Raw genomic sequence first — 24,099 nt, forward strand, 5'->3', positions numbered from 1 at the left:
AAGCCCCCCATCCGGTCCGGTGACTGACCGGCTGTTCCGGCCGAACGGGCACGCCCAGACTCGACGGTATGACGATCTCCACTCATGCCTCGGTCGCCGCCGAGGCGTCACCCGCCCGTGCCCGCACGGCCGGTTCCGGATCCGGCAGCGACTTCGCCCGGCTGTCCCGGCGTATCGCCGAGGCGGGTCTGATGAAGCGGCGCCCCGGCTACTACACGGCACGACTCGCTCTGGTGACCTCGCTGCTCGCGGCGGGCTGGGGCACCTTCCTCGTGCTCGGGGACACCTGGTGGCAGCTGGCGGTGGCGGCCTTCCTGGCCTTCGCGTTCGGTCAAGTCGCCCTTGTCGCCCACGACTTGGCACACCGCCAGGTCTTCCGGCGCGGTCGGCCGAGCGAGACGTGGGGCCGGCTCTTCGGCAATCTCGGCATCGGCATGAGCTACGGCTGGTGGATGAACAAGCACACCCGCCACCACGCCAACCCCAACCACGAGGAACTCGACCCGGACGTCTCCCCGGACATCCTGGTGTGGTCCACTGCCCAGGCCCGCGACAGCCGTGGCCTCGCCCGTCTCATCGGGGGACACCAGGCGTGGCTGTTCTTCCCCCTGCTGACGCTGGAGGGCTTCAACCTGCATGTCTCGAGCGTGCGGGCGCTGCGTTCGCCCGCCATGAAGCACCGGGTCCTGGAAGGCGGCCTGCTCCTCCTTCACCTCGCGGCCTATGCGTCGGCGCTGTTCCTGGTGCTCTCGCCCGGCAAGGCGGTCGCGTTCCTCTTCGTGCACCAGTGCCTGTTCGGTGTCTACCTCGGGTGCACCTTCGCACCGAACCACAAGGGCATGCCCACCTTCAGCGGCGACGAACGGCCGGACTTCCTGCGCCGCCAGGTCCTCACCTCCCGCAACGTACGCGGAGGCCGGCTGACCGATGTGCTGCTCGGCGGGCTCAACTACCAGATCGAGCACCACCTGTTCCCGAGCATGCCCACACCCCATCTGCGGCGGGCCCAGGTCATCGTGCGCGCGTACTGCGCGGAGATCGGCGTGCCCTACCACGAGACCGGCCTGCTCCAGTCCTACCGCGAGGCCCTCACCCATATGCACCAGGTCGGAGAACCGATCAGGCGCCGGCGCAGGGCGTCCTGACGACAGCGGTCCCGCAGGCTCTGCGCCCGCCTCAGCCCGCGAGCAGCATCGCGACCTCCACCACGCCGAGCAGCGCGAGGTAGGTCCAGGCGTAGCCGCGGTCAGGGATCCGGGGCGGGCGCCGCCGTAGCACCGCGATGACGGGCAGGGCGCCGATGAGCAGCGCCCCGGCGGCGCGGAGGTCGACGAGCCCGACCAGGTGCGGATGTGAGTCCGCGGCGGGAACGCCCGCTTCGCCGCCCAGGGAGAGCGCGGTGGCGGGAAGCGCGACGGCGAGGGTGAGCGGATTGGCGAGCGCGGTCGCCACCCGCATCGGATGTCCGGCGCGGCGCAGCGCCGGGACGGTCATGACGCTGCCGCCCACACCGAGGAAGGCCGCCACGGCTCCGATCGGCGCGCCGAGCACGGCCGGCAGCGGACGGGGCACCTCGCAGGTCTCCTTGACCGTTCCCTCGCGGGTCTCCTCGCCCGCACCCTCGAGGCTCTCTCCGCCCCGTCCGCGCGAGCGCAGGAAACCGGGGCGCAGGAGCAGATCGACGATGGTGAGAGCGACGTACCCGAGGAAGCCCCAGCGGGCCTGACCGGGCGGGGCGTGGCGGGTGGCGAGCGCACCGCCCGCCGCGCCGGCCGCCAGCAGGAGCAGCAGCGTGCCGCTGCCGCGCAGGGCGGCCAGGACCCGCCGGGGCGTGACGGCCGTGGCGAACGCCGCGTTCACCAGCATGACCAGGGCCGAGGTGGCCGTCGCCACCCGCATGGCGTCCGCGCCGAGGGCCGCGTTCGCCCACACCACCACCGGGACCGCGACGAATCCGCCGCCGAACCCGAACAACACGGTGGTCGCCCCGGTGAGGAGTCCGATTCCGAGAAGTGCCAAGAAGTCCACGAGGCCACCCCACCAGCCACGACCAGCTTCCCGCATGCGATGCCCGGCACCATTCCTTCGAGACTCGGCCACCTACAGTGGCCGCGTGAAGAACGTCTCCCTGGACGACCTCGACCATGTGGACCGCGCCGTCCTGCCCCTCGGTACCGACTACCCGCCCGGCCAGGTCCTCGACTGGCACGAGCACCGGCGCGCACAGTTCCTGTACGGCGCCACCGGCGTCATGGTCGTCGACACCCCCCAGGGCACCTGGACCGTTCCGCCGGAGCGCGCCGTGCTGATCCCGGCCACCACCCGGCACCGGGTCCGCATGCTGGAGGTGAGCACCCGCAGCCTGTACATCGAGCCGGATGCCGTGCCCTGGTGGCCCGGCACCTGCACGGTCGTGGACGTTCCGCCCCTGCTGCGCGAACTGCTGCTGACCGCCGTCGAGTTCCAGGCCGACTACGGCCTCGCAGGCCGCGAAGGCTGCGTCGTGGCGCTCCTCCTGCACGAGATCGCCGCGCTCACGCCGCTGCCGTTCCATGTGGCGATCCCCGCCGCTCCCGACCTGGCGGCGATCTGCCGTGCGTACCTGGCCGACCCGGACGCCGGGGTCACCAACGCGGAATGGGCCGCACGGACGGCCATGAGCGAACGGGCCTTCACCCGGCGGTTCCGCGCCGAGACCGGGGAGAGCCCGGCGGTCTGGCGCACCCGCGCCCGCCTGCTCGCCGCGGTGCCGCTGCTGCGTACATCGTCCGTCACCGAGGTCTCCGGCCGCCTCGGCTATGCCTCCCCCGCCGCACTGACCGCCGCCTTCACTCGCGCGTTCGGCATGCCTCCGTCCCGCTTCACCACGAGCGGAGCGATCCGCCGCGAACAGTCCTGACAGTGAGGCCGTACCGGGGGCCTCGGGGTGTTCGAAGCGTCGCCGGCAGCTCAGCCGACCGGCGGCGTACCGTGACGTGCAGCCGTGACACGAGTGACCGAGAGCGCGCGGCGAGTTCCAGGGCAGGGATTGACGGACCTGCACTTCCAGGGCGGGGCACATCGTCGTACGAGGCTCAGCTCCACGGCGTGACCAGCCCCGCCTCGTACGCGGTGATCACGAGCTGAACCCGGTCCCGGGCACCGAGTTTGGTGAGCAGCCGGGAGACATGTGACTTGGCGGTGGCCACCGTGATGAAGAGGTCCTGCGCGATCTCGGTGTTGGACCGCCCGCGCCCGACCAGGGTGAGCACTTCCCGTTCCCGCTCGGTGATGCCGTCGAGCAGTCGGGTGGAGCGCTCCGGAGCGGCCGTCCGGCGTTCGACGAAGTCCGCGATCAGACGGCGTGTCACGCCCGGCGCGAGCAGCGCGTCGCCGGCGGCGACCACGCGGATCGCGGCGAGGATGTCGTCCAGCGCCATGTCCTTGACGGCGAAGCCGCTGGCACCGGCCCGGAGCGCGCCGTGGACATGGTCGTCCTCGTCGAACGTGGTGAGGATCAGCACCCGGGTCGACGCGGGGCCCGCGGTGATCCGGCGGGTGGCCTCGATGCCGTCCATGCCGGGCATGCGGATGTCCATGACCACGACGTCGGGGGCGGTCTCCCGGACCTGCTGGACGGCCTCCTCGCCGGTGGCGGCCTCGCCGACGACCTCCAGGTCGGGGTGGTCGGCCATGAGGACCCGCAGGCCGGACCGCACCAGTTGCTGGTCGTCGGCGAGGACGATCCGGATGCTCATCGGGTCTCCACCGTCGCCCCGACGGGTTCGGGCAGCGGCAGCCGGGCCACCACGCGGAAGCCGCCCTCGGGTCGCGGGCCGGCGCTGAACTCCCCGTGCAGCAGGGTGGCCCGCTCCCGCATGCCGACGAGGCCGAAGCCGTGGCCCGTGCCGTCCCCCGGGACACCCCGCCCCTCGTCGAGGACCTCCACGGACAACTCCTCGTTCCCGTAGTCGATGGCGACCGTGCAATGCCCGGTGCCCGCATGGCGGACCACGTTGGTCAGCGCCTCCTGCACGATCCGGTAGGCCGACAGATCGACGTCGGCCGGCAGGGGCCGCCGTTCCCCGTCGATGCGCACCTCGACGCGCACGCCTGCGTCCGCCGTCGCCGTCGCCAGCCGTTCGATGTCCGCGAGACCCGGCGAGGGGCCGAGCGGCGCGCCTCCCGCTGCCGTCTCCGGCTCGGCCTGACGGAGCGCCACCAGGGTGCGCCGCAGGCCGGACAGGGTCTGTCTGCTGGTGGACTCGATGGCCTGGAGGGCGTCGCGGGCCGCGTCGGGTTGCGTGTGGATGACCCTGCCGCCCACTCCGGCCTGGATCGCGATGATGCCGACGGAGTGCGCGATCACGTCGTGCAACTCCCTTGCGATCCGCAGCCGTTCGGCGGTGACCGCCTCGGTCACCTCCTGCGCCCGCAGCGCCACCGTGTGCTCCCGGCGCTCTCGGCTCAGCAGCCCGAGCATGCAGGACGCCGCCATCACCAGAACACCGATCACCGCGTCGACGATCAGGAAGTCCGGGCCGTGCGCGAACAGGCCGATGGTGAGGAACTGCAGACTGAACGAGAGCGATACGGCGACGACGGAGGCCAGGCGCCGGCAGGTGGCGACGATGTATCCCAGGACGAGGTCCGCCGCCAGGTACGACAGGAACTGCCCCTGATAGGCCAAGGTCAGGCTCGCCGAGGTGGAGCGCATCGGGACCACCACCACGGCGGTGGCGCCGAGCAGCGTCAGGGCCAGGGCCGTCAGCGGTGTCCGGCGCAGCACACCGACGAGCAGACTCACGGCCGGCAGCGAGCCGACGGCGACAAGCGGGCCCGAGTTCCGCGGCGCGCCCCCCACCAGAATCAGCAGCAGGACGACGTACAGCACGCCGCCCGCCCAGGCCGTGGCCGCCGCTCGCGTCACCGTCAACGGGCCTTTCCGGGGTACGGGTTGCACGGTATGGGGCCCGTCGGCAGCCGGCTGGTGGGTGGCGGTCATGCCGTGAGACTAACCGGCCCCCGGAAGGCAGGGCATCGGCCCGGGGTCGTACGCCCCCGGACCAGTCCGCCACGTGTCTTTGACGCCCACGGCATCATGTGCGGCCCTGGCCCCTCCGGTCACCGTTGTGGCCGTGATCGAAGTCAACGAACTCACCAAACGGCACGGCGACAGGACAGCTGTGGACCGTCTCACCTTCACCGTGCGGCCGGGCCGGGTCACCGGTTTCCTCGGACCCAACGGAGCCGGCAAGACCACGACCCTGAGAATGGTCCTCGGCCTCGACAGACCCGACGGCGGCACCACGACGGTCAGCGGGGTCGACTTCCGCAGCCATCCGCGCGGTCTGCGGCACGTCGGCGCGCTCCTGGACGCCGGCCACGTCCACGGCGGGCGCAGCGCGGCGGCCCATCTGTCCGCCCTGGCCTGCAGCAACGGCATCCCGCCGCGCCGGGTGGCGAACGTCCTCGAGGAGGTGGGGCTGGCTCAGGCCGCGCGGCGGCGCATCGGCGGCTTCTCGCTCGGTATGAAGCAACGGCTCGGTATCGCCGCCGCCTTGCTCGGCGATCCGCCGGTGCTGATGTTCGACGAGCCGATCAACGGCATGGACCCGGAGGGCGTCCTCTGGGCGCGGCGCCTCTTTCGCCGACTGGCCGCCGAGGGACGTACGGTCTTCCTCTCCAGCCACCTGATGTCGGAGATGGAGAACACCGCCGACCAACTCGTCGTCATCGGCCGGGGCCGGCTGATCGCCGCAGAGTCGCTGGAGGACTTCGCGGCCCGCGGCACGCGCCCCGGTGTCCTGGTCGCCAGCCCGCGGGCCGCGGAGCTGGCGGCGGCCCTGACCGCCGCCGGCGCATCGGTGGAACCGCAGGGTCCGGCGGGCGCCGGGAGACTCGCCGTGACCGGGTTGCCGGCGGACCGGATCGGGGCGCTCGCGCTGGAACACCGGCTGCCGCTGAACGAGCTGACCACAGGCACGGCCTCCCTGGAGGAGGCGTTCATGGAACTCACCGCGGACAGCGTCGACTACCTGGCAGGACAACCCCGATGACCACACACACCGTGCTCCCACCCGTCCGCTTCGGCGACCTGATCGCCGCCGAGTGGATCAAAATCCGCTCCCTGCACTCCACTTGGTGGACGATCGGGGTCGCCGCCCTGTTCGTGATCGGTTCCGCCGCCGTGGCGGCAGGAGCGGACTACCGCAACCTGTCGGCCGCCGGCACGGCCCCGCGCCGCCCCGCCGACTTCCTGCCCTTCGACGCCTTTCCGCAGCCCGGCTACATGACGCTGATGCTCGTCGCCGGGGGTGTCGGCGCCATCACGGTGGTGAGCGAGTACGGCAGCGGCCTGATCCGCACCACCACCGTGGCCGTCCCCGCCCGCGGCTCGGTGGTCCTGGCCAAGGCGACGGTCACCGCCGCGCTGTGGACCGCCGTGGGTACGGCCGTCTCCACCGGTGCCTTCCTCGTCTCCCAGGTCATCCTGAACGGGCGGCACGCGGGGGTGCCGATCACGCACCCGGGTGTGCCGAGGGCGCTCGTGGCCTCCGCGCTGCTGGCCCCCGTGTGCGCTCTGACGGGGCTCGGTCTGGGTGTCCTCATCCGGCACGGGGCCGCGACCATGGCCACCTGTGCCTTCACGCTGCTGATGCTGCCCACCGTCTTCTCGCAGAGCAAGCGGTGGTCCGCCGACGTCAACCACACCATGGTCGTCGCCGCCTGGCAGCGCCTGGTCCAGAACTGGGCACCGGATCCCGACTCCCGCAAGTTCAGCGCCACGGTCCCCGGTGCCTGGACGGTGTACGGGCTGTGGCCCCTGATCGCGATCGCCGTCGCCGTGCTGGCCGTCAGGAGGCGGGATGTGTGACCCGTCCCACGGGTGTCCCACGGGGGAGGAGAGCCCGTGCGAGGGGCTCGCCGCGGCCCACCCTGAGCCGCGGGAATGCCTGCGAGCCCCGCGTGGTTTGTCCGACCACGTCCGAGCCGCTCGCATGGCCTGGAGGCGGCCGTACGACAGCACCGGGAATGTCGGAGCGCCCGGCACTGTTGAAGCCATTGCTGACATGCTCGGGACAATCCGAGGTGTGGGTGAAGGGAGATTCTCATGGCACGCAGCACCGTACGTCCCGTCGTCAGACTGAAGTCGACGGCGGGCACCGGCGTCACCTATGTGACACGCAAGAACCGTCTGAGCGACCCCGACCGGCTCGTCCTGCGCAAGTACGACCCGGTCGCCGGTCGGCACGTCACCTTCCGCGAGGAACGCTGAAGCACGCCGCCGCCCTCTCGGGTCGACGGCCACAAGGAGGCACACCCATGAGGCCAGGCATCCATCCCGAATCCCGGCTCGTCGTCTTCCGCGACCGGGCCGCCGACACCCTCGTCCTGACCCGGTCGACCGCCACCGCGTCGAAGACGATCGTCTGGGAGGACGGCACCGCCTACCCGCTGATCGACGTGGAGACCTCGTCGGCCAGCCATCCCTTCTACACCGGCACCGCGCGGGTCGTCGACACCGCCGGCCGCATCGAACGCTTCCAGCGCCGTTACGGCCGTCCTGCCGCGCCCCGCGGCTGACCGCCGTGTGCCCTGAGCACGAGGAGAACCAGCCATGAAGGTCCGCAAGTCCCTCCGGTCACTGAAGTCCAAGCCCGGCGCCCAGCTGGTGCGCCGCCGCGGGGTGGTCTTCGTCGTGAACAAGAAGAACCCCCGCTTCAAGGCACGCCAGGGCTGACCGGCTGTGCGGCGACGACATGGCCCGGCTCTGCCCCGCGCAGGGTCGGGCTGTGTGCGATGACTCCCACACGACCTGAACCACCTTCTGCATCGCCGACCCAACCTCGCGCCCGATTCTGGATGATCTCTTACCGCCGTCTTCACGGCCGCCGACGGTCCGCTGCATACGGTTGCCGTCATGCGTGGCTGTCAGAGGTGACGGCCTTCGATCAGGCGTGGGAGAGCGGATGACGGCTGGTCGCCGTGCGGTGCTGGCCGCCATGGCGGGAGGGCTGCTCGCCGGTTGCGCGGGCCCGAACAACGGCGGCGGCGCCTCCGGGGCCGCGTCCTCCCCTCCGCCGGGGACAGCCGCGGCAGACTCGCCCACCACCAGTGCCGTCGCCCCGGTCACGGCCTCCACCACGCGGCCTCCCGTCACCCGGGCGGAGATCGTGGCCCGCTACGGGCGCAGCGTGCCGCACACCTGGGGCTTCGACGCCCCGGGCGTGGTGCACTCCCTGCCCGACACGGCACGCGACATCGCGCTGACCTTCGACGCATGCGGCGGCCCGGGCGGCAGCGGGTACGACCGGGCCCTTGTCGATATCCTGCGCGCACGGCGCATTCCGGCGACGCTGTTCATCAATTCCCGCTGGATCGACGCCAACCCGGCGGAGTTCCACCGGCTGGCCGCCGACCCGCTGTTCGAGATCGCCAACCACGGCACCCGGCACCGCCCGCTGTCCGTCACCGGCCGCTCCGCGTATGGCATTCCCGGTACCCGTGGCGCGGGCGAGGTGTACGACGAGATCGCCGGCAACCGGGCCAAGCTGACCGGCCTGCTGGGCACCCCGCCGCGCTTCTTCCGGTCCGGCACCGCGTACTGCGACGATGTCGCGGCCCGTATCGTCACCGACCTCGGGGAGCGCTTCGTCAGCTTCTCCGTCAACGGTGACGGTGGCGCCACCTTCACCGCCGAGCAGGTGCACACGACCGTCGCCTCGGCTCGGGCCGGTTCCATCGTCCTGTGCCACATGAACCACCCCGAGGGCGGCACCGCGCGGGGCATCGCGAGCGCCGTCCCGCACCTGCTGGCACGGGGCCACCGCTTCGTCCGCCTCTCGGACGCCCTGCACCACGCCTGACATGTGCCACAGATCGCAGCGGAGCAGCGCCAAGCACCGAACGTGAGCGGTCATCGCACAGCGTGTGCGCGACGCACCACTCGTCACCACGGCCCCCTTCGGATCACAATGTGTCCCACAGGAAGATCGGCCGCCGGGAGGCGTCATGAGCACATCAGCCGAGCCGAGGGTGTCCGGCCTTGAGGTCCGGTCCATCGACTATGTCCCCCTGGACGAGCGGCACGGCAAGCTCTGGCATCTGGGCCCGCTGTGGTTCATGTCCAACGCCCAGATCGCGACCCTGGCCGTGGGCCTCATCAGCATCACCGGGGGCGGCAACCTGATCTGGTCCCTGCTGGCCATCGTCGCCGGCACCGTCATCGGCACCTTCTTCATGGCCTTCCACTCGGCACAGGGACCGCAGCTGGGCCTGCCGCAGATGATCCAGTCGCGCCCCCAGTTCGGTTACGTCGGCGCCCTCCTGGTGTGGCTCTTCGCGTATGTGCAGTACGCGGGCTTCAACGTCTTCAACAGCATCCTCGCCGCCGACTCCCTGCACACCACCCTGCACGGCAGTGTCAAACTGTGGGTGGTCGTGGTCACCGTGGTCGCGCTCGTCATCGCGCTGGTGGGTTACGACATCATCCACAAGGCCGAGCGGATCCTCACGTACACCTTCCTGGTCGTCTTCGGGATCTTCACCGTCGGCGTCCTCGTCACCCTGCACTATCCGGCGGGCTCCTTCGACCTCGGCGCCTTCAAGTGGACGCCGTTCCTGGCGCAGTTCGGCGTCGTCGCCGGCTATCAGATCAGCTGGGCCATCTACGTCTCCGACTACTCGCGCTATCTCCCGCCGAACGTGACGGTCCGCAAGACCTTCTACTGGACCTACTTCGGCTCCGCGCTGGGCGGCATCTGGCTGATGGTGCTCGGCACGCTGCTCGCCGCCTGGGCGGGCAAGGACTTCGAGACCATCAAGTCGATCAACGCGGCCGGCGACAAGGTGTTCGACGGCTTCGGCGCGATCGTGCTGCTCTTCGCCGCCCTGGGCCTGGTGTCCGTCACCGCGCTGAACATGTACGGCGGCTCGCTCACCCTCATCAGCGGCATCGACTCCTTCAAGCGGGTACGACCGACCCTGGCCGTGCGCCTGCTGACCATCGGCCTGACCGCGGCGCTGTCCCTGGTCGGCGCACTGGCCGCCACCGCGAACTTCCTCGAGAACTTCAACAACTTCCTGCTGCTCGTGCTCTACCTGTTCATCCCGTGGACCGCCGTGAACCTCATGGACTACTACATCGTGCGCCGCGGCCACTACGCTATCGCGGAGATCTTCAACCCGCGCGGCATCTACGGCCGTTGGGGCTGGCACGGCATCATCTCCTACCTGGTCGGCTTCGCCGTCATGATCCCGTTCTTCTCCGTCGGCACCCTGTACGTGGGCCCCGCCGCCAAGGCGCTGGACGGAGCCGACATCTCGCTGTTCATCGGCCTCCCGGTCTCCGCGCTGCTGTACTGGTGGCTGACCCGCTCGATCGACGTGGCCGCCGAGACCCGCATCGCCCAGGCCGAGGCGCAGGCGCTGGAACAGGCGGCCCACGAGCACCGCGAGCCCTGACCGGGGCAGACGCCGGAGCAGCGGCGGGCGCGGGGCGACCACAAGCGGTCCGAGGCAGACGAACGACCGGAGACACGTCTACCAATTACGACAAATGGGTACTTTTCGTAAGGGTAGGCACAGGCGACTCCGGTCGAAGGGATGCCGGTCATGAACGAGGACACGAGGAGCCTTCATCCCGAGCAGCCACCTGCGGTGGGCCCGCGCCCGGAGGCACGGGGCGATCCGGCCCCGCTGGGCCTGGCCGGTTTCGCCCTGACCACGTTGATGCTCTCGATCGTCAACACCGATCTGCTGAAGGAGGCCGGCGCCATCGTGCCGGTACTGGGGCTGGCCGCGTTCTATGGCGGCGTCGCCCAGTTCGCGGCGGGCCTGTTCGAGTTCCGCCGCGGCAATACCTTCGGCGCGACGACGTTCTGCTCGTACGGCGCCTTCTGGCTGTCCTACTGGTGGATCGCGCCGCGCCTGGCGTTCGCCGGCAACACGCACAACGCGCTCGGTCTGTTCCTGCTCGGGTGGGCGATCTTCACCGCCTTCATGGCCGTGGCCGCGCTGCGGGTCAACCTCGGTGTGCTGGCGATGCTCGCCCTGCTCACGCTCACCTACCTCTTCCTGGCCATCGGTGCCTTCCAGACCGGCCCGCAGCCGCACGCCATGACCCAGGTGGGCGGATGGTTCGGCATCCTCACCGGGCTCGCCGCCTGGTACACGGCGGCGGCGACCATGATCAACGACACTCACCGCCGCACCCTGCTGCCCGTGGGCGAGCGCCGGCCCGGTGTGGCCCGACCGGCAGGGGACGAGCGGCCCGCCTGACGCCCCCGCGGGACGGCAGCGGGTCCGCTTCGGCGGCACCCCGCTCGGGCCGAGGCGCATCCGCCCGACCTGCTGCCGGCCGCTCCCTCGATGGTCGGGCACGCTCCACACCCTGCCCGACCGCCTCACCGGAGTCCCGGCTCCGGCCGCCACCCACCCGGCCGGGACAATCCTCGTCATGAACGACGACATGGCTGACGCCCGGAGCCGACTGGCCAGGATCGAGCGGCTGCTGGAGAGCGGAGAACGCGAACTGGTCCCCGCCTGGCGCCGCGCGACCCGCGGTGAGCCACGCTGGACGGTGACGGCGGTGATCCTGGCGGCCGTCGCCCTGCAGCTGACCCTGCCGCACCGGCTCATCCTCCTGCGCACGGTCTGGGCTCTTCCCGCGCTGGAGTTGCTGCTGCTGGCCGGACTGATCGCGGGCAATCCTCGGCGCGTGGAGCCCCGTACCCGCCTGCTGCGGTACCTGGGCCTGGCCCTGACCGGCATCATCAGCCTGGCCAACGGCTGGGCTGCGGTCCGGCTCGTGGGCGACCTGGTGAACGGCAAAGGCGGCGACAATGCCGTCCCCCTCCTGCTGACCGGTGGTGTCATCTGGGTGACGAACGTCATCGTGTTCGCCCTGTGGTACTGGGAGTCGGACCGGGGCGGCCCCATGGCCCGGGTCCGGGGACAGCACCAGTTCCCCGACTTCCTCTTCGTGCAGATGCAGAGCCCGGAGCTGGCCCCGCCGGACTGGGAACCGGCGTTCCTGGACTACCTCTACCTCTCCTTCACCAACGCCACCGCCTTCAGCCCGACCGACGTCATGCCGCTGTCCCGCTGGTCGAAGATGCTGATGATGCTGCAGTCGTCGGTGTCCCTGGTGACCGTGGTCCTCGTGGTCGCCCGGGCGGTCAATATCCTGAAGTAGCCGGAACGCACGCGCAGTCGATACGACGCCCCGGCCGGCGCGGGCCCACCAGGCCAAGCAGCCGCCGCAGCCGGCAGGGGCGGCCTGGAGCCCCCGGTCGCGGCGATGGCCAGGAAGCCGAGTGCGAAGGCGGCCGGCAGCGCGTGCAGGCCCAGCTCTCCGAGGGGCGACGGGTCCGCGGTGCCGGTGTGCGCCGGGCCGTACCGACGACGGCGACCGAGAGAGCGAGCCGGTCCAGCAGCATCGTGCCGAACACCTCCCCGTCGAGGGCGACCCGCGCCGTGCCGGAAGCCGTCGACGGCGGGGCCGCGGTCTCCCGGCCGTCCCGAGCGACGCGGAGCGTCCCGCCTCGTGCCGTGCGGCCGAGTCCCCGGTGCGTACTCGGCCAGGTCCGCCGACGCCCGGTCGAGCGCCGGGGGATCCACCCGGCGGCGCATCAGCGCGTCGTGGCACGCGACAACGCGGATCGCGCCGTCGGCATGCGTGTCCAGCCCCGAGAGCCGTCCGGCCAGGGCCTCATGACACAGGGACAGACGGCCGTCGGTGCGCCGACCGGCGATTGATCGGGGCGAGATGCACGACGGCGATCTCGCGCATGTCACAGACGGCCGGGCTGTCTCGTCTCAGATCCCGGAGAACGACTTGGGATCAGGAAGGTGATGGTCATGCGGGTGTTCGTGGCGGGCGGGACCGGCGTGCTCGGGCGACGGCTGGTGCCCCAGCTCGTGGCCCGGGGCCACCAGGTGACGGCCACGACGACGAGCGCGGCCAAGCTCGGACAGGCCGAGAGACTGGGCGCGAAAGCCGTCGTCATGGACGGACTGGACGCGGTGTCCGTCGGAGAGGCGGTGGCGGCCGCCCGGCCGGACGTGATCGTGCACCAGATGACCGGGATCAGCCTCGCGCACGCGGGCAAACCCGATCTGAAGCACTTCGACCGATGGTCCGCGCCCACCATCCGGCTGCGCACCGAGGGAACCGACCACCTGCTGGCGGCGGCCGAGGCGACCGGCGTACCGCACGTCGTCGCGCAGGGCTACGCCAACTGGAACGGAATCCGCGAGGGCGGATGGGTGAAGACCGAGGAGGACCCCCTGGACCTGCACGAGGGGACGCCCGCGTACGCGGCGATGTCCGCGCTGCGTCACGTCGAGGACGCGGTCGGCAGAGCCGGCGGCGCGATCCTGCGCTACGGCGGGTTCTACGGGCCCGGCGCCACCGACGACCAGCTCGAACTCGTCCGCAAGCGGCAGTTCCCCCTGGTCGGGGACGGCACCGGGTACGCCTCGTGGGTGCATCTCGACGACGCCGCGAGCGCCACCGTCCTCGCCGTGGAGCAGCAGGCGAGGGGCGCCTTCAACATCGTCGACGACGAACCCGCCCCCGAGAGCGCATGGCTGCCCCATCTGGCGGCCTGCGCGGGCGCCAAGCCGCCGAGGAGGGTGCCGAAGTGGCTGGCCCGGCTGCTGGCCGGGGAGGTCGTGGTGACGATGATGACCGAGGGCCGTGGCTTCTCCAACGCCAAGGCCAAGCGCGAGCTCGGCTGGCAGCTGCGCCATCCCTCGTGGCGCCAGGGCTTCAAGGAGGGGCTGGCGTGAGCCGGGTCGAGGAGTTCGAGGAAGTGCGGCCGCTGCTGTTCTCGATCGCGTACCGCATCCTGGGCAGCGTGGCCGAGGCCGAGGACGCGGTCCAGGAGACCTGGCTGCGCTACGACCTCTCCCCGACCCGGCCGACGTCGACCAGGGCGTTTCTCTCCGCCACGGTCACCCGCCTCTCGATCGACGTGCTGCGCTCGGCCCGCGTGCGGCGCGAGGAGTACGTCGGACCGTGGTTCCCCGAGCCACTGCTCACCGACCCCTACCAGGACCCCGAGCACGCGGCGGAACTGGCCGACTCGCTGTCCATGGCCTGCCTGCTCCTGCTGGAGCGGCTCAGCCCGCTCGAACGAGCCGTCTTCGTCCTGCGGGAGGTGTTCGCCTTCGGCTTCCCCGACATCGCCGCCGCCGTGGGACGCTCCGAGGCGGCCTGCCGCCAGCTCGCCGTACGCGCGCGCCGCCACATGGACGCCGGCCGGCCCCGCTTCGAGGCCGACCGGAAGGAACGCGAGGAACTCGCGGGACGGTTCTTCGACGCCTTGAAGGAGGGTGACGTCGACGGGCTGCGGCAACTCCTCGCCGACGACGTCCAGATGGCCGCGGACAGCGGCGGCAAGGCCCCGCGGTGGGCCGGGGGGATCCACGGCGTCGACCAGATGTGCCAGATGCTCGACCAGCTCCTCCTGCCGTTCCTCCGTATCGGCGGAGTGATGGAGCCACGTCAGGTCAACGGCCGGCCGGGCGCGGTCTTTCGCGATCGCGACGGCAGAGTCGTCAACATCTGGACCCTCGACGTCCTCGGCGGGCGTATCCAGACGATCCGCACGGTCAGCAATCCCGACAAGCTCGGCCACATGGGCCCGGTCGCGGATGCCTGGGCCCTGCTGCACGAAGCACAGCGGGCTCGCCTGGACATGGCGGGTCAGGAACCGGCAGACCCTGCCGCCACACGCAAGTTCGTACCGGAAGCAGAACAGGAGAATCGGACGTGATCAGGATCGGCATCATCATCGGCAGCACCCGCCCCGGCCGGAAGGGCGACCGGGTGGCCGCGTGGGTACGGGACCTCGCCGCCGAACACGCGGGCGACGCGGCCGACTTCGAGGTCGTGGACCTGAAGGACTACGCGCTTCCGCTGCTCGACGAGGCGGTCCCGGCACGCGTGGCGCCGGGCGGACGACCGCACACCAGGCGTTGGGCCGAGCGGATCGGCTCGTACGACGCCTTCATCGTCGTCACACCCGAATACAACACGGCCCCTCCGGCCTCCCTGACCAACGCCATCGACTACCTCCACGAGGAGTGGGGCGGCAAGCCGGTCGGCTACGTGGGCTACGGCGTCTTCGGCGCGGTGATGGCGGTGCAGAAGCTGCGCGCCCAGGCGGGCGTGCTGCGCATGGCGGACATCGGACCGCAGGTGGCGCTGTCGCTGCGCGAGGACTTCGTGAGCTTCACCGACTTCCGTCCGCAGGAGCTGCATGTGCCCGAGGTGCACGGCCTGGTCGACGAACTGCTGACCTGGGCCGAGGCACTCGCCCCGCTCCGGGCGGCGGCTCCCGCCACCGCCTGAATGGGTGAAGCCGGGCCCGCCCCCCATGCTCCTTGGTGCCGGATCAGTCGAGGAGACGGAGCAGAACGGCGGCCTCCGCGCGGAGCTGCGACGCCCGGCCGGCCTGCACGGGGGCCGTGAACTGCGCTGCGAGCGTGAGCCGTTCGTCGGCTTCGGCTCGCACGATGTCGGTGATGTGCTGCTCGGTGAGCTCCCGCCGGGCAGCCTCGGTGGCGCCGACACCGACCGGCACCTGCTCGATCGCCGAGCCGCGCAGCTCGGCCGAGCTCACCGGCACCGCCTCGGCGTTGTCCACCGCGGCAAGGGTGGAACGCAGGGCGCTCACCGCGACCTTGTCGCGGGCACGCATCGCTTCTCGCAGGGCTTGACGCATGTGAAGGCGCAGAGACATGCCGGTGACCCTATGGTCCGTCCATGGGAGCCTCAACGGAATATCCGGCGCGTCTCCGGGGTCAGGCGTTGGGATCGAAGGGGATGCCCGAGGGCATGGAGTGCGCCAGCGCGTACGCGAAGTCGCTGTCCCTGATCTTGATGGTGGCCGCGCCGAAGTCGGCACTCATCAGCTTGTCCCGGAAACCGGCCGGGTAGCCGTTCCAGCCCACCAGACGCGGGTAGAACCAGCCGCCGGTCACGTTCTCCGGCGGCTCGTCGTTGCTGTTGGCGAAGCGGAAGTCGTGGGTGGACAGGCCGTCCTTGTGGTAGACGATCTTCGGGTGGGTGCCGTCGAAGCGGACCGAGGAGCGGGCGGCCACCTGGTAGCCGGTGTGCTGGGACACCGAGACGTACTGGACCTCGTTGGTGTTGATCCACACGACGACGTGTTCCCAGTCGTGGGTGTGCCCGATGGCCGCCGGACCGTAGGTCGCCTGGTCCTTCTCGAAGTAGCTGGCGTACATGACGGCGCACCAGCCGTTGTTGCACTTCTCGCGTGAGTAGGTGTTCGCGTTGGCGAGTTGGGCGTAGTCGTGGCAGTGGCCGTTGACGTCGCCGCCGAGTTTCAGACCCGGGTTGATGGTGCCGTCGGCGCCGATGGCGGCGGTGGCGTAGCAGCCGTCGCCGTCGTAGTCGTAGGCGGGGGAGAAGGTCTGCTCCAGTCCGTCGGCGTTCTGCGGCAGCAGCTGCAGGACGTTGGCGTCGGCGCGGCCCGGGAGGGACAGCACGAGGGCCAGCGCGGCGAGGGCGCCGACCGGGGCGGACCGTCGCAGGCGTCGCGAACGGTTGACACCGGACGTCTTGGTGCCGGCGGCTTGGGAAGGGGACTCGGCCATGAGTTGGGGGCGCCTTTCACGTGGGGGAGGGGGTGGCGCGCCGCTGAGACGACGTGAACCTAAAGGAGCTGACCTACTTTCGTCAAGGAGTGAAGTAAGGGGAGAGGTACGGCAGTTGGCGCTGCGTTCCAGCCCTCGGCGCAGGCGGAGGAGTCCCGACAGCGGATGCTCGCCCGCGCATCCGAACCGTCCTGAGGGGACAAGGTCGTCACCAGAAACACGGTGACCGGGATCCACCGGGGCGAGTGCCGGGGGATGCCGCCGACCGGCAGGTCCGTCAGGGCGTGGTCGACGTCCTCTCACAGATGTGCCGGCCGGGGGCCGTCTCGTGAGGCCCCTTCGCTACCGCCCCAGGACGGCCACACCGTCGATCTCGATGCGCACGTCGTCACGCACGGGTTGCGTGACGACGGTCGTCCGGGCCGGAAACTGCGGGCAGTCCGCGAAGGACTCGCGGTACACCCTGTTGACGGTCGGGCTTGGGACAGGGGCGGCTCGGTGCCGTCGGGGAAGCGGACGAACGGGGCCTCGTCGGTGCGGATGCCTTCGATCATGCGGGCATGATGAGGTAGGACCGGCGTCGCCCCGCGGTCACAGGCTGGTCAGCAGGCCGTCGAGCGGGGCGGGTACGCGGTCGGGGGCGAGTGCCTCGACGAGGACGCGGCCGTAATGGATCTTGCGCCCCTTCTTCGTGCCCAGGAAGCGCCGCAACTGCTGGTGCGAGGAGCGGCCCCGCTGCGCGGGCTGACGCAGGAAGCTCTGCAGGGCGCGCAGTTCGCCCTCCGCTCGAACGAGCTCCTGCACCCGGGTCACGCCCAGCGCGCGAATCAGCTCGTCCTCCAGATCCGCCGTACAGACGAAGAACCCGTGCTGCGCCGAGCCGGCCCCCTCCAAAGCGCGGGCGTAGTAGCCACGCTCCGCCTCGTCGCACAGTCCGGTGAGGCGCAGACCCAGGCCGGACGGCCCGAGGAGGCGGGCGAAGCGCCCGACGCTCATCGCACCGCCGATGGACAGAACGCAGACGCCTTCGGCCGCCAGGTCCCGGTCGCGGCCCGCGGCCAGCGCCTCGACCGCCGCCACGTCGCTCAGCCCTTCGAGCAGAACGGCGGCCCGGACCGGCAGCCGCGCGGCCAGCTCGCGCACGGGGCCGCCGGGCCCACCGGCCGCCCACGCGGTGACCGCCTCTCGGAACGACCTCATGTCAGCCATGAGACGAGTCTCCGCCCTTTCCGGCCGGCGCGACAGGCAATATCCGTCGGCTGTCGATCACCGCGCAGTTCCACGCCGACGCGCTCACAGGAGTTGCCCGGCTTACCGCAACGGCGGTGCCGAGACCGTCACTTCGACCGTGCTCGATCTCACCGGCCGTGCAGCCCTGCCGTTCGCCGAATTCGTCCGCCGGAACCGCGGGGTCCTCGGCTCACTCCCGAACGGGCACCGCCTCAACGGGAGGCGGGAAGAGCCTCCAGCATGGCCCGGGCCGTGACGGTCGCGTCGTAGTCCTCGCTCACGCCCGGCACCAGGATGATGTCGCCCTCGATGTGCCGGGCACGCAGGGGCGCGATGGCCTGGTACGTGGCGGAGTCCCACCAGGCGCGTGCCGCGGAGATCGACGGGAAGCCGATCACGACGACGTGCCCGGGCCAGGCGCCCTCCTTCACCTCGTGGGGGCTGCCGTGGACGAGGAACCGGCCGCCGTACGGCTCGAAGGTGGCGGTGACGCGCGCGATGTACTCGGCGATCTCCGGGTGCGGAGCGGCCTCGCGCAGGTGAGCGATCGCGTAGGCGGTCATGTTGTCCCTCCGTTCGGTCGGCTGCTGTGCTGCCCACGATCCTGCCGCCGGTGCGCGCCGCGGTCGATGACCTGCCAGGTAATCCAGGGGCGGAACGGAACCGGGCCGGGCCACGGGGTCTGGATCCAGCCACCGTCGGCAACTCCGGCCGAGGTCCTGACATGGTGTTTTACAGTGGCTGGCATCACTTCCGGCGATAACACCAGTGAGGAATGCGCGAACATGCCGACTGAAACGCTCGAGTTTCAGGTAGAGGCCCGTCAGCTGCTGCAGCTGATGATCCACTCGGTCTACTCGAACAAGGACGTCTTCCTGCGTGAGCTCGTCTCCAACGCCTCCGACGCGCTGGACAAGCTGCGTCTGGAGAAGCTGCGGGACGACTCCCTGGACGCCGACGTGTCCGATCTGCACATCGAGATCGACATCGACAAGGACGCCCGCACCCTCACCGTGCGGGACAACGGCATCGGGATGTCGTACGACGAGGTCGGGCAGCTCATCGGCAGCATCGCCAACTCCGGCACCGCCACGTTCCTGCGGGAGCTGCGGGAGGCCAAGGACGCGGCCGGGGCGGAGGGGCTGATCGGACAGTTCGGCGTCGGGTTCTACTCCGGCTTCATGGTGGCGGACGAGGTCACCCTGGTCACCCGGCGCGCCGGCGAGAGCCAGGGCACCCGCTGGACCTCGCGCGGCGAGGGCACGTACACGCTGGAGCCGGTCGACGACGCACCGCAGGGCACCTCGGTCACCCTCCACCTCAAGCCCGCCGACCCGGAGAACCAGCTCCACGACTACACCTCCCCGTGGAAGATCAGGGAGATCGTCAAGCGGTACTCGGACTTCATCACCTGGCCGATCCGGATGGTGCCCGAGGGCACCGGTGACGGAGACACGGCGCCCGAACCCGAGACGCTCAACTCGATGAAGGCACTGTGGGCGCGGTCGCGTGACGAGGTGTCCGACGACGAGTACCACGAGCTGTACAAGCACATCGGGCACGACTGGCGCGACCCGCTGGAGACCATCCGGCTGCAGGCGGAGGGCACCTTCGAGTTCCAGGCCCTGCTGTTCCTGCCCGCGCACGCTCCCCACGACCTGTTCACGCGGGACTTCCGGCGTGGTGTGCAGCTGTACGTCAAGCGCGTCTTCATCATGGACGACTGCGAGGCGCTGCTTCCGTCGTACCTCCGCTTCGTCAAGGGCGTCGTCGACGCGGCCGACCTCTCGCTCAACGTGTCCCGCGAGATCCTCCAGCAGGACCGGCACATCGAGATGATGCGGCGCCGGCTGACGAAGAAGGTCCTGTCCACGGTCAAGGACATGATGACCAAGGACCGCGAGCGATACGCCACGTTCTGGCGGGAGTTCGGCACCGTCCTGAAGGAGGGACTGGTCACCGACCCGGAGAACCGCGACGCCGTCCTCGCCCTCGCGTCGTTCGCGAGCACGCACGACGACACCGAGCCGACCACGCTCAAGAGTTACGTGGAGCGGATGAAGGACGGCCAGGACGACATCTACTACCTCACCGGCGAGTCCCGGCAGAGCATCGAGAACTCCCCGCACATGGAGGCCTTCCGGGACCGGGGCATCGAGGTGCTGCTGCTCACCGACCCGGTCGACGAGGTGTGGGCTGACGCCGTCGGCGAGTACGACGGCAAGAAGCTGCGGTCCGTCGCCAAGGGGCAGATCGACCTCGACGCCCAGGACGACGACACCTCCGACGGCGAGCGGGAGAAGCAGCACGAGGACTACGCCGGCCTGCTCGGCTGGATGAAGGAGCAACTGGACGAGGACATCAAGGAGGTCCGCCTGTCCTCCCGACTCACCGTCTCCCCGGCCTGTGTCGTCTCCGACGCGAACGACCTGACCCCGGCGCTGGAGAACATGTACCGCGCGATGGGCCAGGAAGTTCCCCGCGCCAAGCGGATCCTGGAGCTCAACCCGGACCACCAGCTGGTGAAGGGCCTCAACCAGGCCTACAAGGAGCGCCAGGACCGCACGGAGCTCACCGAGACCGCGGAACTCCTGCACGGTCTGGCGGTACTCGCCGAGGGGGGACAGCCGAAGGACCCCGCCCGCTTCGTCAAGCTGATGGCGGACCGCCTGGAACGCGCGCTGTAACCAGGCACCGCCGGACACCGGCGGCCTGTCCCGGGATGCGGGACAGGCCGCCGCCCGCGTAGGAAGGCACCGTGACCGAACTCTCCGCTCGGTGCCGTCGTAGGCAGTACAGTGCGCTCGCTGTGATGACCAGCGGCCACGGCAGGTACCAGCCCGTCAGGACGAGGAGGGCGGCGAGCACGAGGAGCGCAGAGCTGTGCGGCGGGCTGCCTCGGGGCAGGAGCCGTAGAGCGGCGGCCGTGCCGTCACCCAGCGCGATTGCGGCCAGGGCGAGGCCCGACGGCCCCGTCACGACCGCCAGGCTGCGGCGTGGCACCTCGCCGACGCTGCCGCCCCGGTCGATCCGTGCGGGCAGCGCGCCGTCGCGACCGAGGGCGGCGCCCAGCCTGGCCGCGCCGGCGAAGTAGGCGTTCATCGTGCCGAGCGTGAGCAGCACAGCGGCGGCCGCGGCCGGCACGTGGACCGTGCCGCCGATGCCCGGGGCGTGCAGTTCGGCCAGCGGGGCGTCGGAGGTGCCGGCGGCCGGGCCCAGCACCAGGACGCTGGTGGCGGCGACGGCGAGGTACAGCACGCCCACGACGGCGACGGCCACGGCGGTGGCGCGGGGCAGGTCACGTGCCGGACGCCGGAAGTCTGCGGCGAGGTGGGTGACGGCCTCCCAGCCGGCGAAGCTCCACACCAGCAGTGCCGCGGCCGAGCCGATCGCGGTCCAGCCGTGCGGCGCGAACGGACGCAGGTTCCGCGGGTGGGTGTGCGGCAGCGCGGTCAGCAACAGCGCGACGAGCAGCACGGCGAGCGCGAGTTGCATGCGGCCGGAGACCGTCGGACCGAATCCGTTGGCCACCGCCCCGCGACCAGCAGCCCGCGGCGGTGACCAGCAGCGGGCGCCGGCCGCCGCCGAACGCGTCGGCGACGTACGCACCGGCGAACATGCCCGCAGCCGGAGTGCCCGCGGGTACGGCGAAAGAGAAACACCAGCCGACCACCGCCGCCGCCCGTGCGCCGACGGCGTGCCGGACGTAGGTGGAGACCCCTCCGCCGTCCGGGTAGCGGGCGCCGAGCGCCGCGAACGTGGCCGGGAGCGGCACCGACGACAGCACCAGCCCGAGCCAGGCGAGCAGTGGGGCGGGCCCGGCCGCCCGGGTGGCCGGCGCGGGGAGGCCGATCACGCCGGTGCCGAGGACCGCGCCGACGTACAGCGCCGCCCCCTGTCAGACGGTCGGACTCCCGACGGGCGGGGTCGGGGGTTTCTGCGCGGCAGGCGCCCTGGTCACGCGGAAGTCTCCCCGGTCCGGCGGAAGTCCATGGTCCAGTTGGTTTCCCAGCTCCGCCCGCCGTCGGTCGAGAACGCCTGTTCCCAGTGAGCGGAGACCGGTGTGATCCGCGACCATGTGAAGCGGCACAGGACCGGGGTGCCTTCGTGGGTGTCGTCCCCGTGGAACTCGCCGTGTCCGTCGTCGTGGAACCGGCCGACGACAGGTGGTTGCAGCCTCCCGGTCCGGCTGCTCACCCAGTTCAGAGACCACTGCGCGCGAACGGGGTCGAACAGGCGGAGTGTCAGGCCGCTGAAGCCCTTGGTCGGGAAGCTGATCTCGTCGAGGTTGGCGGCCCCGCCGAACAGGGTGCCGTGACACACCACGGTGCCCGGAAACTCGTCCCACTCGGTGCTGCCGGTCAGCGGTGCGACCAGCCGCCGGTTCGTCACCTCCCAGGTGCCCACCAGGAAGTCGAAGTCGCCGATGCCGGGCTTGCGGGTGGTTGTGTTGCTCATCTGTTCATGTCCTTTGCCGTGTCCGTCCGTGCGTGGGGTGCACGCCCGGCCGGGAGCGTAGCCCGGCTTCCCTGACAGACCATGTCAGTGGAGTGGGGCAGACTTCCGTCATGCGTGCGAGCCGACTGCTGTCCGCCCTGTTGCTGCTCCAGACCCGCGGCCGGATGACCGCCCAGGAGCTGGCAGACGAACTGGAGGTGTCCGTCCGCACGGTGTACCGGGACATGGAGTCGCTCTCCGCGGCCGGAGTCCCGCTCTACGGCGATCCCGGACACGACGGCGGATACCGACTGCTCGACGGTTTCCGCACCCGCCTGACCGGACTGACCCGCGACGAGGCGGAGGCGCTCTCCCTGGTCGGACTGCCCGGACCGGCCGCCGACCTGGGGCTCGGCACCGTACTCGCCACCGTCCAGCTCAAGCTGACGGCGGCCCTGCCCGAGGAACTGCGCGACCGGACCGGTGAGATACGGCGGCGGTTCCACCTGGACACCTCCGGCTGGTACGCCGAAGCGGATCCCACTCCGCACCTGGCGGCGGTGACCGAAGCGGTGTGGCGGCAGCGCCGCATCCGCGTCCGCTACCGGCGGTGGACGGCGCCCCAGGAGGTGACCCGGACGCTCGACCCGTACGGGCTGGTGCTCAAGTCGGGCCGCTGGTACCTGGTGGCGGCCCGGCCGGCAGGCGTCCGTACCTACCGCGTCTCCCAGCTCCTCCGGACCCAGGTGCTGCAGGACCGCTTCGAGCGCCCTCATGACTTCGACCTGGCCGCACACTGGCAGACCTACCTGGCCGACTTCGACGCCCGCCGGCTCCGGGGCGAAGCGGTCGTACGACTGACCCCACGGATCCTGACGCAGCTGCCCGACCTCATGGAACCGGCAGTGGCACACGCCGCCCTGGACAGCGCCGGGCCGCCGGGCCCCGACGGGCGGGTCCAGACCGTCATCCCCATCGAGTCCGCCGAACACGCCGTCGGCATGCTGCTGAGCCTCGGCGCGGAGGCCGAGGTCGTGGCGCCCGCCGGACTGCGGGCACTGATGACACAGACGATCAGTGCCCTGGCCGACACCTACCGCCGGCCGCTGGACAAACACGAGGCCTCGCCTAGACTGGACATCCAGAGATAGAAAATCAGTCTAAGCAGTTTCTGGAGAGGCTCCCGTGGACGAGGCGCAGGCGGACGAGCACCTCATCCGCGAGGCCGAGAAGATCGCCGTAGCCTTGGGGCGCATGTTCCCCGGCCTGTGCGAGGTGGTGCTGCACGACCTGCGGGATCCGGAGCACGCGATCCGGGCGATCGAGAACAACCTCTCCGGCCGTCAGGTCGGGGACTGCGCCACCGAGTTGGGCCTGGCCCGCATCGAGGATCCCGACTACCCCAGCGTCATTCAGAACTACCCCAACCAGTTTCCGGACGGACGGCCCGCGAAAAGCACGTCCATCGGCATCAAGAACGCCGCGGGGGAGTACATCGCGGCTCTCTGCCTGAACCTGGACGTGTCCGTGCTGTCGCCGGTGACCCTCACCCTGTCCAACCTCGTGGCCACGGACACCGAGCACCGCGAGCAGCCCCTGGAGACCCTGCGGGACCGCACCGCGCGCGAGCTGCGTCGGGCGGTGGAGGCGCATGCGGCGGAGCGCGCCGCGACGCCCCGTTCGCTGAGCCGGGGGGACAAGAAGGCGCTCGTACGGCAGTTGCAGCGGGACGGATACTTCGACTCGCGCGACGCCGCGCAGACCATCGCGGACCTGCTGGGTGTGTCCCGGGCGACCGTCTACAACTATGCCAAGTAAGGA

26 protein-coding genes and 1 pseudogene are annotated in these 24,099 nt (G+C 70.8%); 17 read left to right on the forward strand and 10 right to left on the reverse strand.

From position 1 onward, the window contains the following. Positions 1-68: 68 nt before the first annotated feature. On the forward strand, positions 69-1,145 hold the full coding sequence (locus SRB17_RS12170; protein WP_153537551.1) for a fatty acid desaturase family protein: 1,077 nt from the start codon (positions 69-71) through the stop codon (positions 1,143-1,145). A gap of 31 nt (positions 1,146-1,176) precedes the next feature. Here the strand turns inward: SRB17_RS12170 and SRB17_RS12175 are convergent, their stop codons facing one another. Continuing rightward, the gene (locus SRB17_RS12175) at positions 1,177-2,028 is read right to left on the reverse strand and encodes a sulfite exporter TauE/SafE family protein (protein WP_323375330.1); all 852 of its coding nucleotides are present in this window, start codon (positions 2,026-2,028) and stop codon (positions 1,177-1,179) included. An 85-nt stretch (positions 2,029-2,113) separates the two neighbouring features. On the opposite strand from SRB17_RS12175, the gene SRB17_RS12180 reads away from it, so the two are divergent. Continuing rightward, positions 2,114-2,899, forward strand: coding sequence for a helix-turn-helix transcriptional regulator (locus SRB17_RS12180; RefSeq protein WP_323375331.1), 786 nt, complete (start codon positions 2,114-2,116; stop codon positions 2,897-2,899). Between the two features lie 175 nt (positions 2,900-3,074). On the opposite strand, the gene SRB17_RS12185 is transcribed toward SRB17_RS12180, so the two are convergent. Both SRB17_RS12185 and SRB17_RS12190 read right to left on the reverse strand, forming a co-directional pair. After that, complete coding sequence (locus tag SRB17_RS12185; protein WP_153537557.1) at positions 3,075-3,737, reverse strand: response regulator; 663 nt, start codon at positions 3,735-3,737, stop codon at positions 3,075-3,077. After that, positions 3,734-4,984, reverse strand: coding sequence for a sensor histidine kinase (locus tag SRB17_RS12190; protein WP_153537559.1), 1,251 nt, complete (start codon positions 4,982-4,984; stop codon positions 3,734-3,736). Before SRB17_RS12190 ends, SRB17_RS12185 begins: the two co-directional genes overlap by 4 nt. A 133-nt stretch (positions 4,985-5,117) precedes the next feature. Here SRB17_RS12190 and SRB17_RS12195 point away from each other — a divergent pair, with 133 nt between their 5' ends. The 12 genes from SRB17_RS12195 (at position 5,118) to SRB17_RS12250 (ending at position 15,343) form a co-directional block, all read left to right on the forward strand. Next, positions 5,118-6,038, forward strand: a complete 921-nt coding sequence (locus SRB17_RS12195; protein ID WP_323375333.1) for an ATP-binding cassette domain-containing protein — start codon at positions 5,118-5,120, stop codon at positions 6,036-6,038. Then, the gene (locus SRB17_RS12200) at positions 6,035-6,856 is read left to right on the forward strand and encodes an ABC transporter permease (protein WP_153537561.1); all 822 of its coding nucleotides are present in this window, start codon (positions 6,035-6,037) and stop codon (positions 6,854-6,856) included. Before SRB17_RS12195 ends, SRB17_RS12200 begins: the two co-directional genes overlap by 4 nt. 237 nt (positions 6,857-7,093) lie before the next feature. Beyond that, positions 7,094-7,258, forward strand: a complete 165-nt coding sequence (gene rpmG / locus SRB17_RS12205) for a 50S ribosomal protein L33 (protein ID WP_153537563.1) — start codon at positions 7,094-7,096, stop codon at positions 7,256-7,258. A gap of 47 nt (positions 7,259-7,305) precedes the next feature. Beyond that, on the forward strand, positions 7,306-7,566 hold the full coding sequence (locus tag SRB17_RS12210; protein ID WP_153537565.1) for a type B 50S ribosomal protein L31: 261 nt from the start codon (positions 7,306-7,308) through the stop codon (positions 7,564-7,566). A 34-nt stretch (positions 7,567-7,600) separates the two neighbouring features. Beyond that, a complete protein-coding gene (ykgO, locus tag SRB17_RS12215) occupies positions 7,601-7,723 on the forward strand; it encodes a type B 50S ribosomal protein L36 (protein ID WP_153537567.1) in 123 nt (40 codons plus the stop codon). Between the two features lie 229 nt (positions 7,724-7,952). Continuing rightward, complete coding sequence (locus SRB17_RS12220) at positions 7,953-8,849, forward strand: polysaccharide deacetylase family protein (RefSeq protein ID WP_153537569.1); 897 nt, start codon at positions 7,953-7,955, stop codon at positions 8,847-8,849. Between the two features lie 145 nt (positions 8,850-8,994). Further along, entirely contained in the window at positions 8,995-10,446 is a 1,452-nt protein-coding gene (locus SRB17_RS12225; protein WP_153537571.1) for a purine-cytosine permease family protein, read from the forward strand. A 150-nt stretch (positions 10,447-10,596) separates the two neighbouring features. Then, positions 10,597-11,262 carry an acetate uptake transporter gene (locus SRB17_RS12230; RefSeq protein WP_153537573.1) on the forward strand — a complete coding sequence of 222 codons (666 nt, stop codon included), beginning with the start codon at positions 10,597-10,599 and terminating at the stop codon, positions 11,260-11,262. 178 nt (positions 11,263-11,440) lie between these two features. Continuing rightward, positions 11,441-12,178, forward strand: coding sequence for a DUF1345 domain-containing protein (locus SRB17_RS12235; RefSeq protein WP_153537575.1), 738 nt, complete (start codon positions 11,441-11,443; stop codon positions 12,176-12,178). Positions 12,179-12,837: 659 nt separating this feature from the next. Then, positions 12,838-13,776: an NAD-dependent epimerase/dehydratase family protein gene (locus SRB17_RS12240; protein WP_228395948.1), complete on the forward strand. Its 939-nt coding sequence runs from the start codon at positions 12,838-12,840 to the stop codon at positions 13,774-13,776. Beyond that, complete coding sequence (locus tag SRB17_RS12245; RefSeq protein WP_323375335.1) at positions 13,773-14,765, forward strand: RNA polymerase sigma-70 factor; 993 nt, start codon at positions 13,773-13,775, stop codon at positions 14,763-14,765. The genes SRB17_RS12240 and SRB17_RS12245 overlap by 4 nt, the downstream gene beginning before the upstream one ends. Further along, positions 14,762-15,343 carry an NAD(P)H-dependent oxidoreductase gene (locus SRB17_RS12250; protein ID WP_323375336.1) on the forward strand — a complete coding sequence of 194 codons (582 nt, stop codon included), beginning with the start codon at positions 14,762-14,764 and terminating at the stop codon, positions 15,341-15,343. The genes SRB17_RS12245 and SRB17_RS12250 overlap by 4 nt, the downstream gene beginning before the upstream one ends. Positions 15,344-15,386: 43 nt before the next feature. On the opposite strand, the gene SRB17_RS12255 is transcribed toward SRB17_RS12250, so the two are convergent. The 4 genes from SRB17_RS12255 to SRB17_RS12275 form a co-directional block, all read right to left on the reverse strand. Next, positions 15,387-15,692: a hypothetical protein gene (locus SRB17_RS12255; RefSeq protein WP_153538316.1), complete on the reverse strand. Its 306-nt coding sequence runs from the start codon at positions 15,690-15,692 to the stop codon at positions 15,387-15,389. Between the two features lie 103 nt (positions 15,693-15,795). Further along, positions 15,796-16,611, reverse strand: a complete 816-nt coding sequence (locus SRB17_RS12260; protein ID WP_228395949.1) for an NPP1 family protein — start codon at positions 16,609-16,611, stop codon at positions 15,796-15,798. A gap of 591 nt (positions 16,612-17,202) precedes the next feature. Further along, on the reverse strand, positions 17,203-17,820 hold the full coding sequence (locus SRB17_RS12270) for a TOPRIM nucleotidyl transferase/hydrolase domain-containing protein (protein WP_153537579.1): 618 nt from the start codon (positions 17,818-17,820) through the stop codon (positions 17,203-17,205). Positions 17,821-18,053: 233 nt separating this feature from the next. Further along, entirely contained in the window at positions 18,054-18,404 is a 351-nt protein-coding gene (locus tag SRB17_RS12275) for a DUF1330 domain-containing protein (protein ID WP_153537582.1), read from the reverse strand. Positions 18,405-18,626: 222 nt separating this feature from the next. On the opposite strand from SRB17_RS12275, the gene htpG reads away from it, so the two are divergent. After that, positions 18,627-20,528 carry a molecular chaperone HtpG gene (gene htpG, locus SRB17_RS12280; protein ID WP_153537584.1) on the forward strand — a complete coding sequence of 634 codons (1,902 nt, stop codon included), beginning with the start codon at positions 18,627-18,629 and terminating at the stop codon, positions 20,526-20,528. Here the strand turns inward: htpG and SRB17_RS45365 are convergent. The 3 genes and pseudogenes from SRB17_RS45365 to SRB17_RS12290 all read right to left on the reverse strand — a co-directional run bounded on the left by SRB17_RS45365 (position 20,491) and on the right by SRB17_RS12290 (position 22,299). Next, on the reverse strand, positions 20,491-21,372 hold the full coding sequence (locus SRB17_RS45365) for an amino acid permease (RefSeq protein WP_194294001.1): 882 nt from the start codon (positions 21,370-21,372) through the stop codon (positions 20,491-20,493). The genes htpG and SRB17_RS45365 overlap by 38 nt on opposite strands. Positions 21,373-21,481: 109 nt before the next feature. Then, positions 21,482-21,697: pseudogene (locus SRB17_RS47565) on the reverse strand (amino acid permease); the annotation flags it as partial. A 101-nt stretch (positions 21,698-21,798) separates the two neighbouring features. Beyond that, positions 21,799-22,299, reverse strand: coding sequence for a hypothetical protein (locus SRB17_RS12290; RefSeq protein ID WP_153537586.1), 501 nt, complete (start codon positions 22,297-22,299; stop codon positions 21,799-21,801). A 110-nt stretch (positions 22,300-22,409) separates the two neighbouring features. On the opposite strand from SRB17_RS12290, the gene SRB17_RS12295 reads away from it, so the two are divergent. After that, on the forward strand, positions 22,410-23,429 hold the full coding sequence (locus tag SRB17_RS12295) for a helix-turn-helix transcriptional regulator (RefSeq protein ID WP_153537588.1): 1,020 nt from the start codon (positions 22,410-22,412) through the stop codon (positions 23,427-23,429). Positions 23,430-23,463: 34 nt separating this feature from the next. Further along, positions 23,464-24,096, forward strand: a complete 633-nt coding sequence (locus SRB17_RS12300; RefSeq protein WP_323375337.1) for a helix-turn-helix transcriptional regulator — start codon at positions 23,464-23,466, stop codon at positions 24,094-24,096. Positions 24,097-24,099: the final 3 nt, after the last annotated feature.

Origin of the sequence: Streptomyces sp. RB17 (assembly GCF_009604455.1) — a bacterium.
GTDB lineage: Bacteria > Actinomycetota > Actinomycetes > Streptomycetales > Streptomycetaceae > Streptomyces.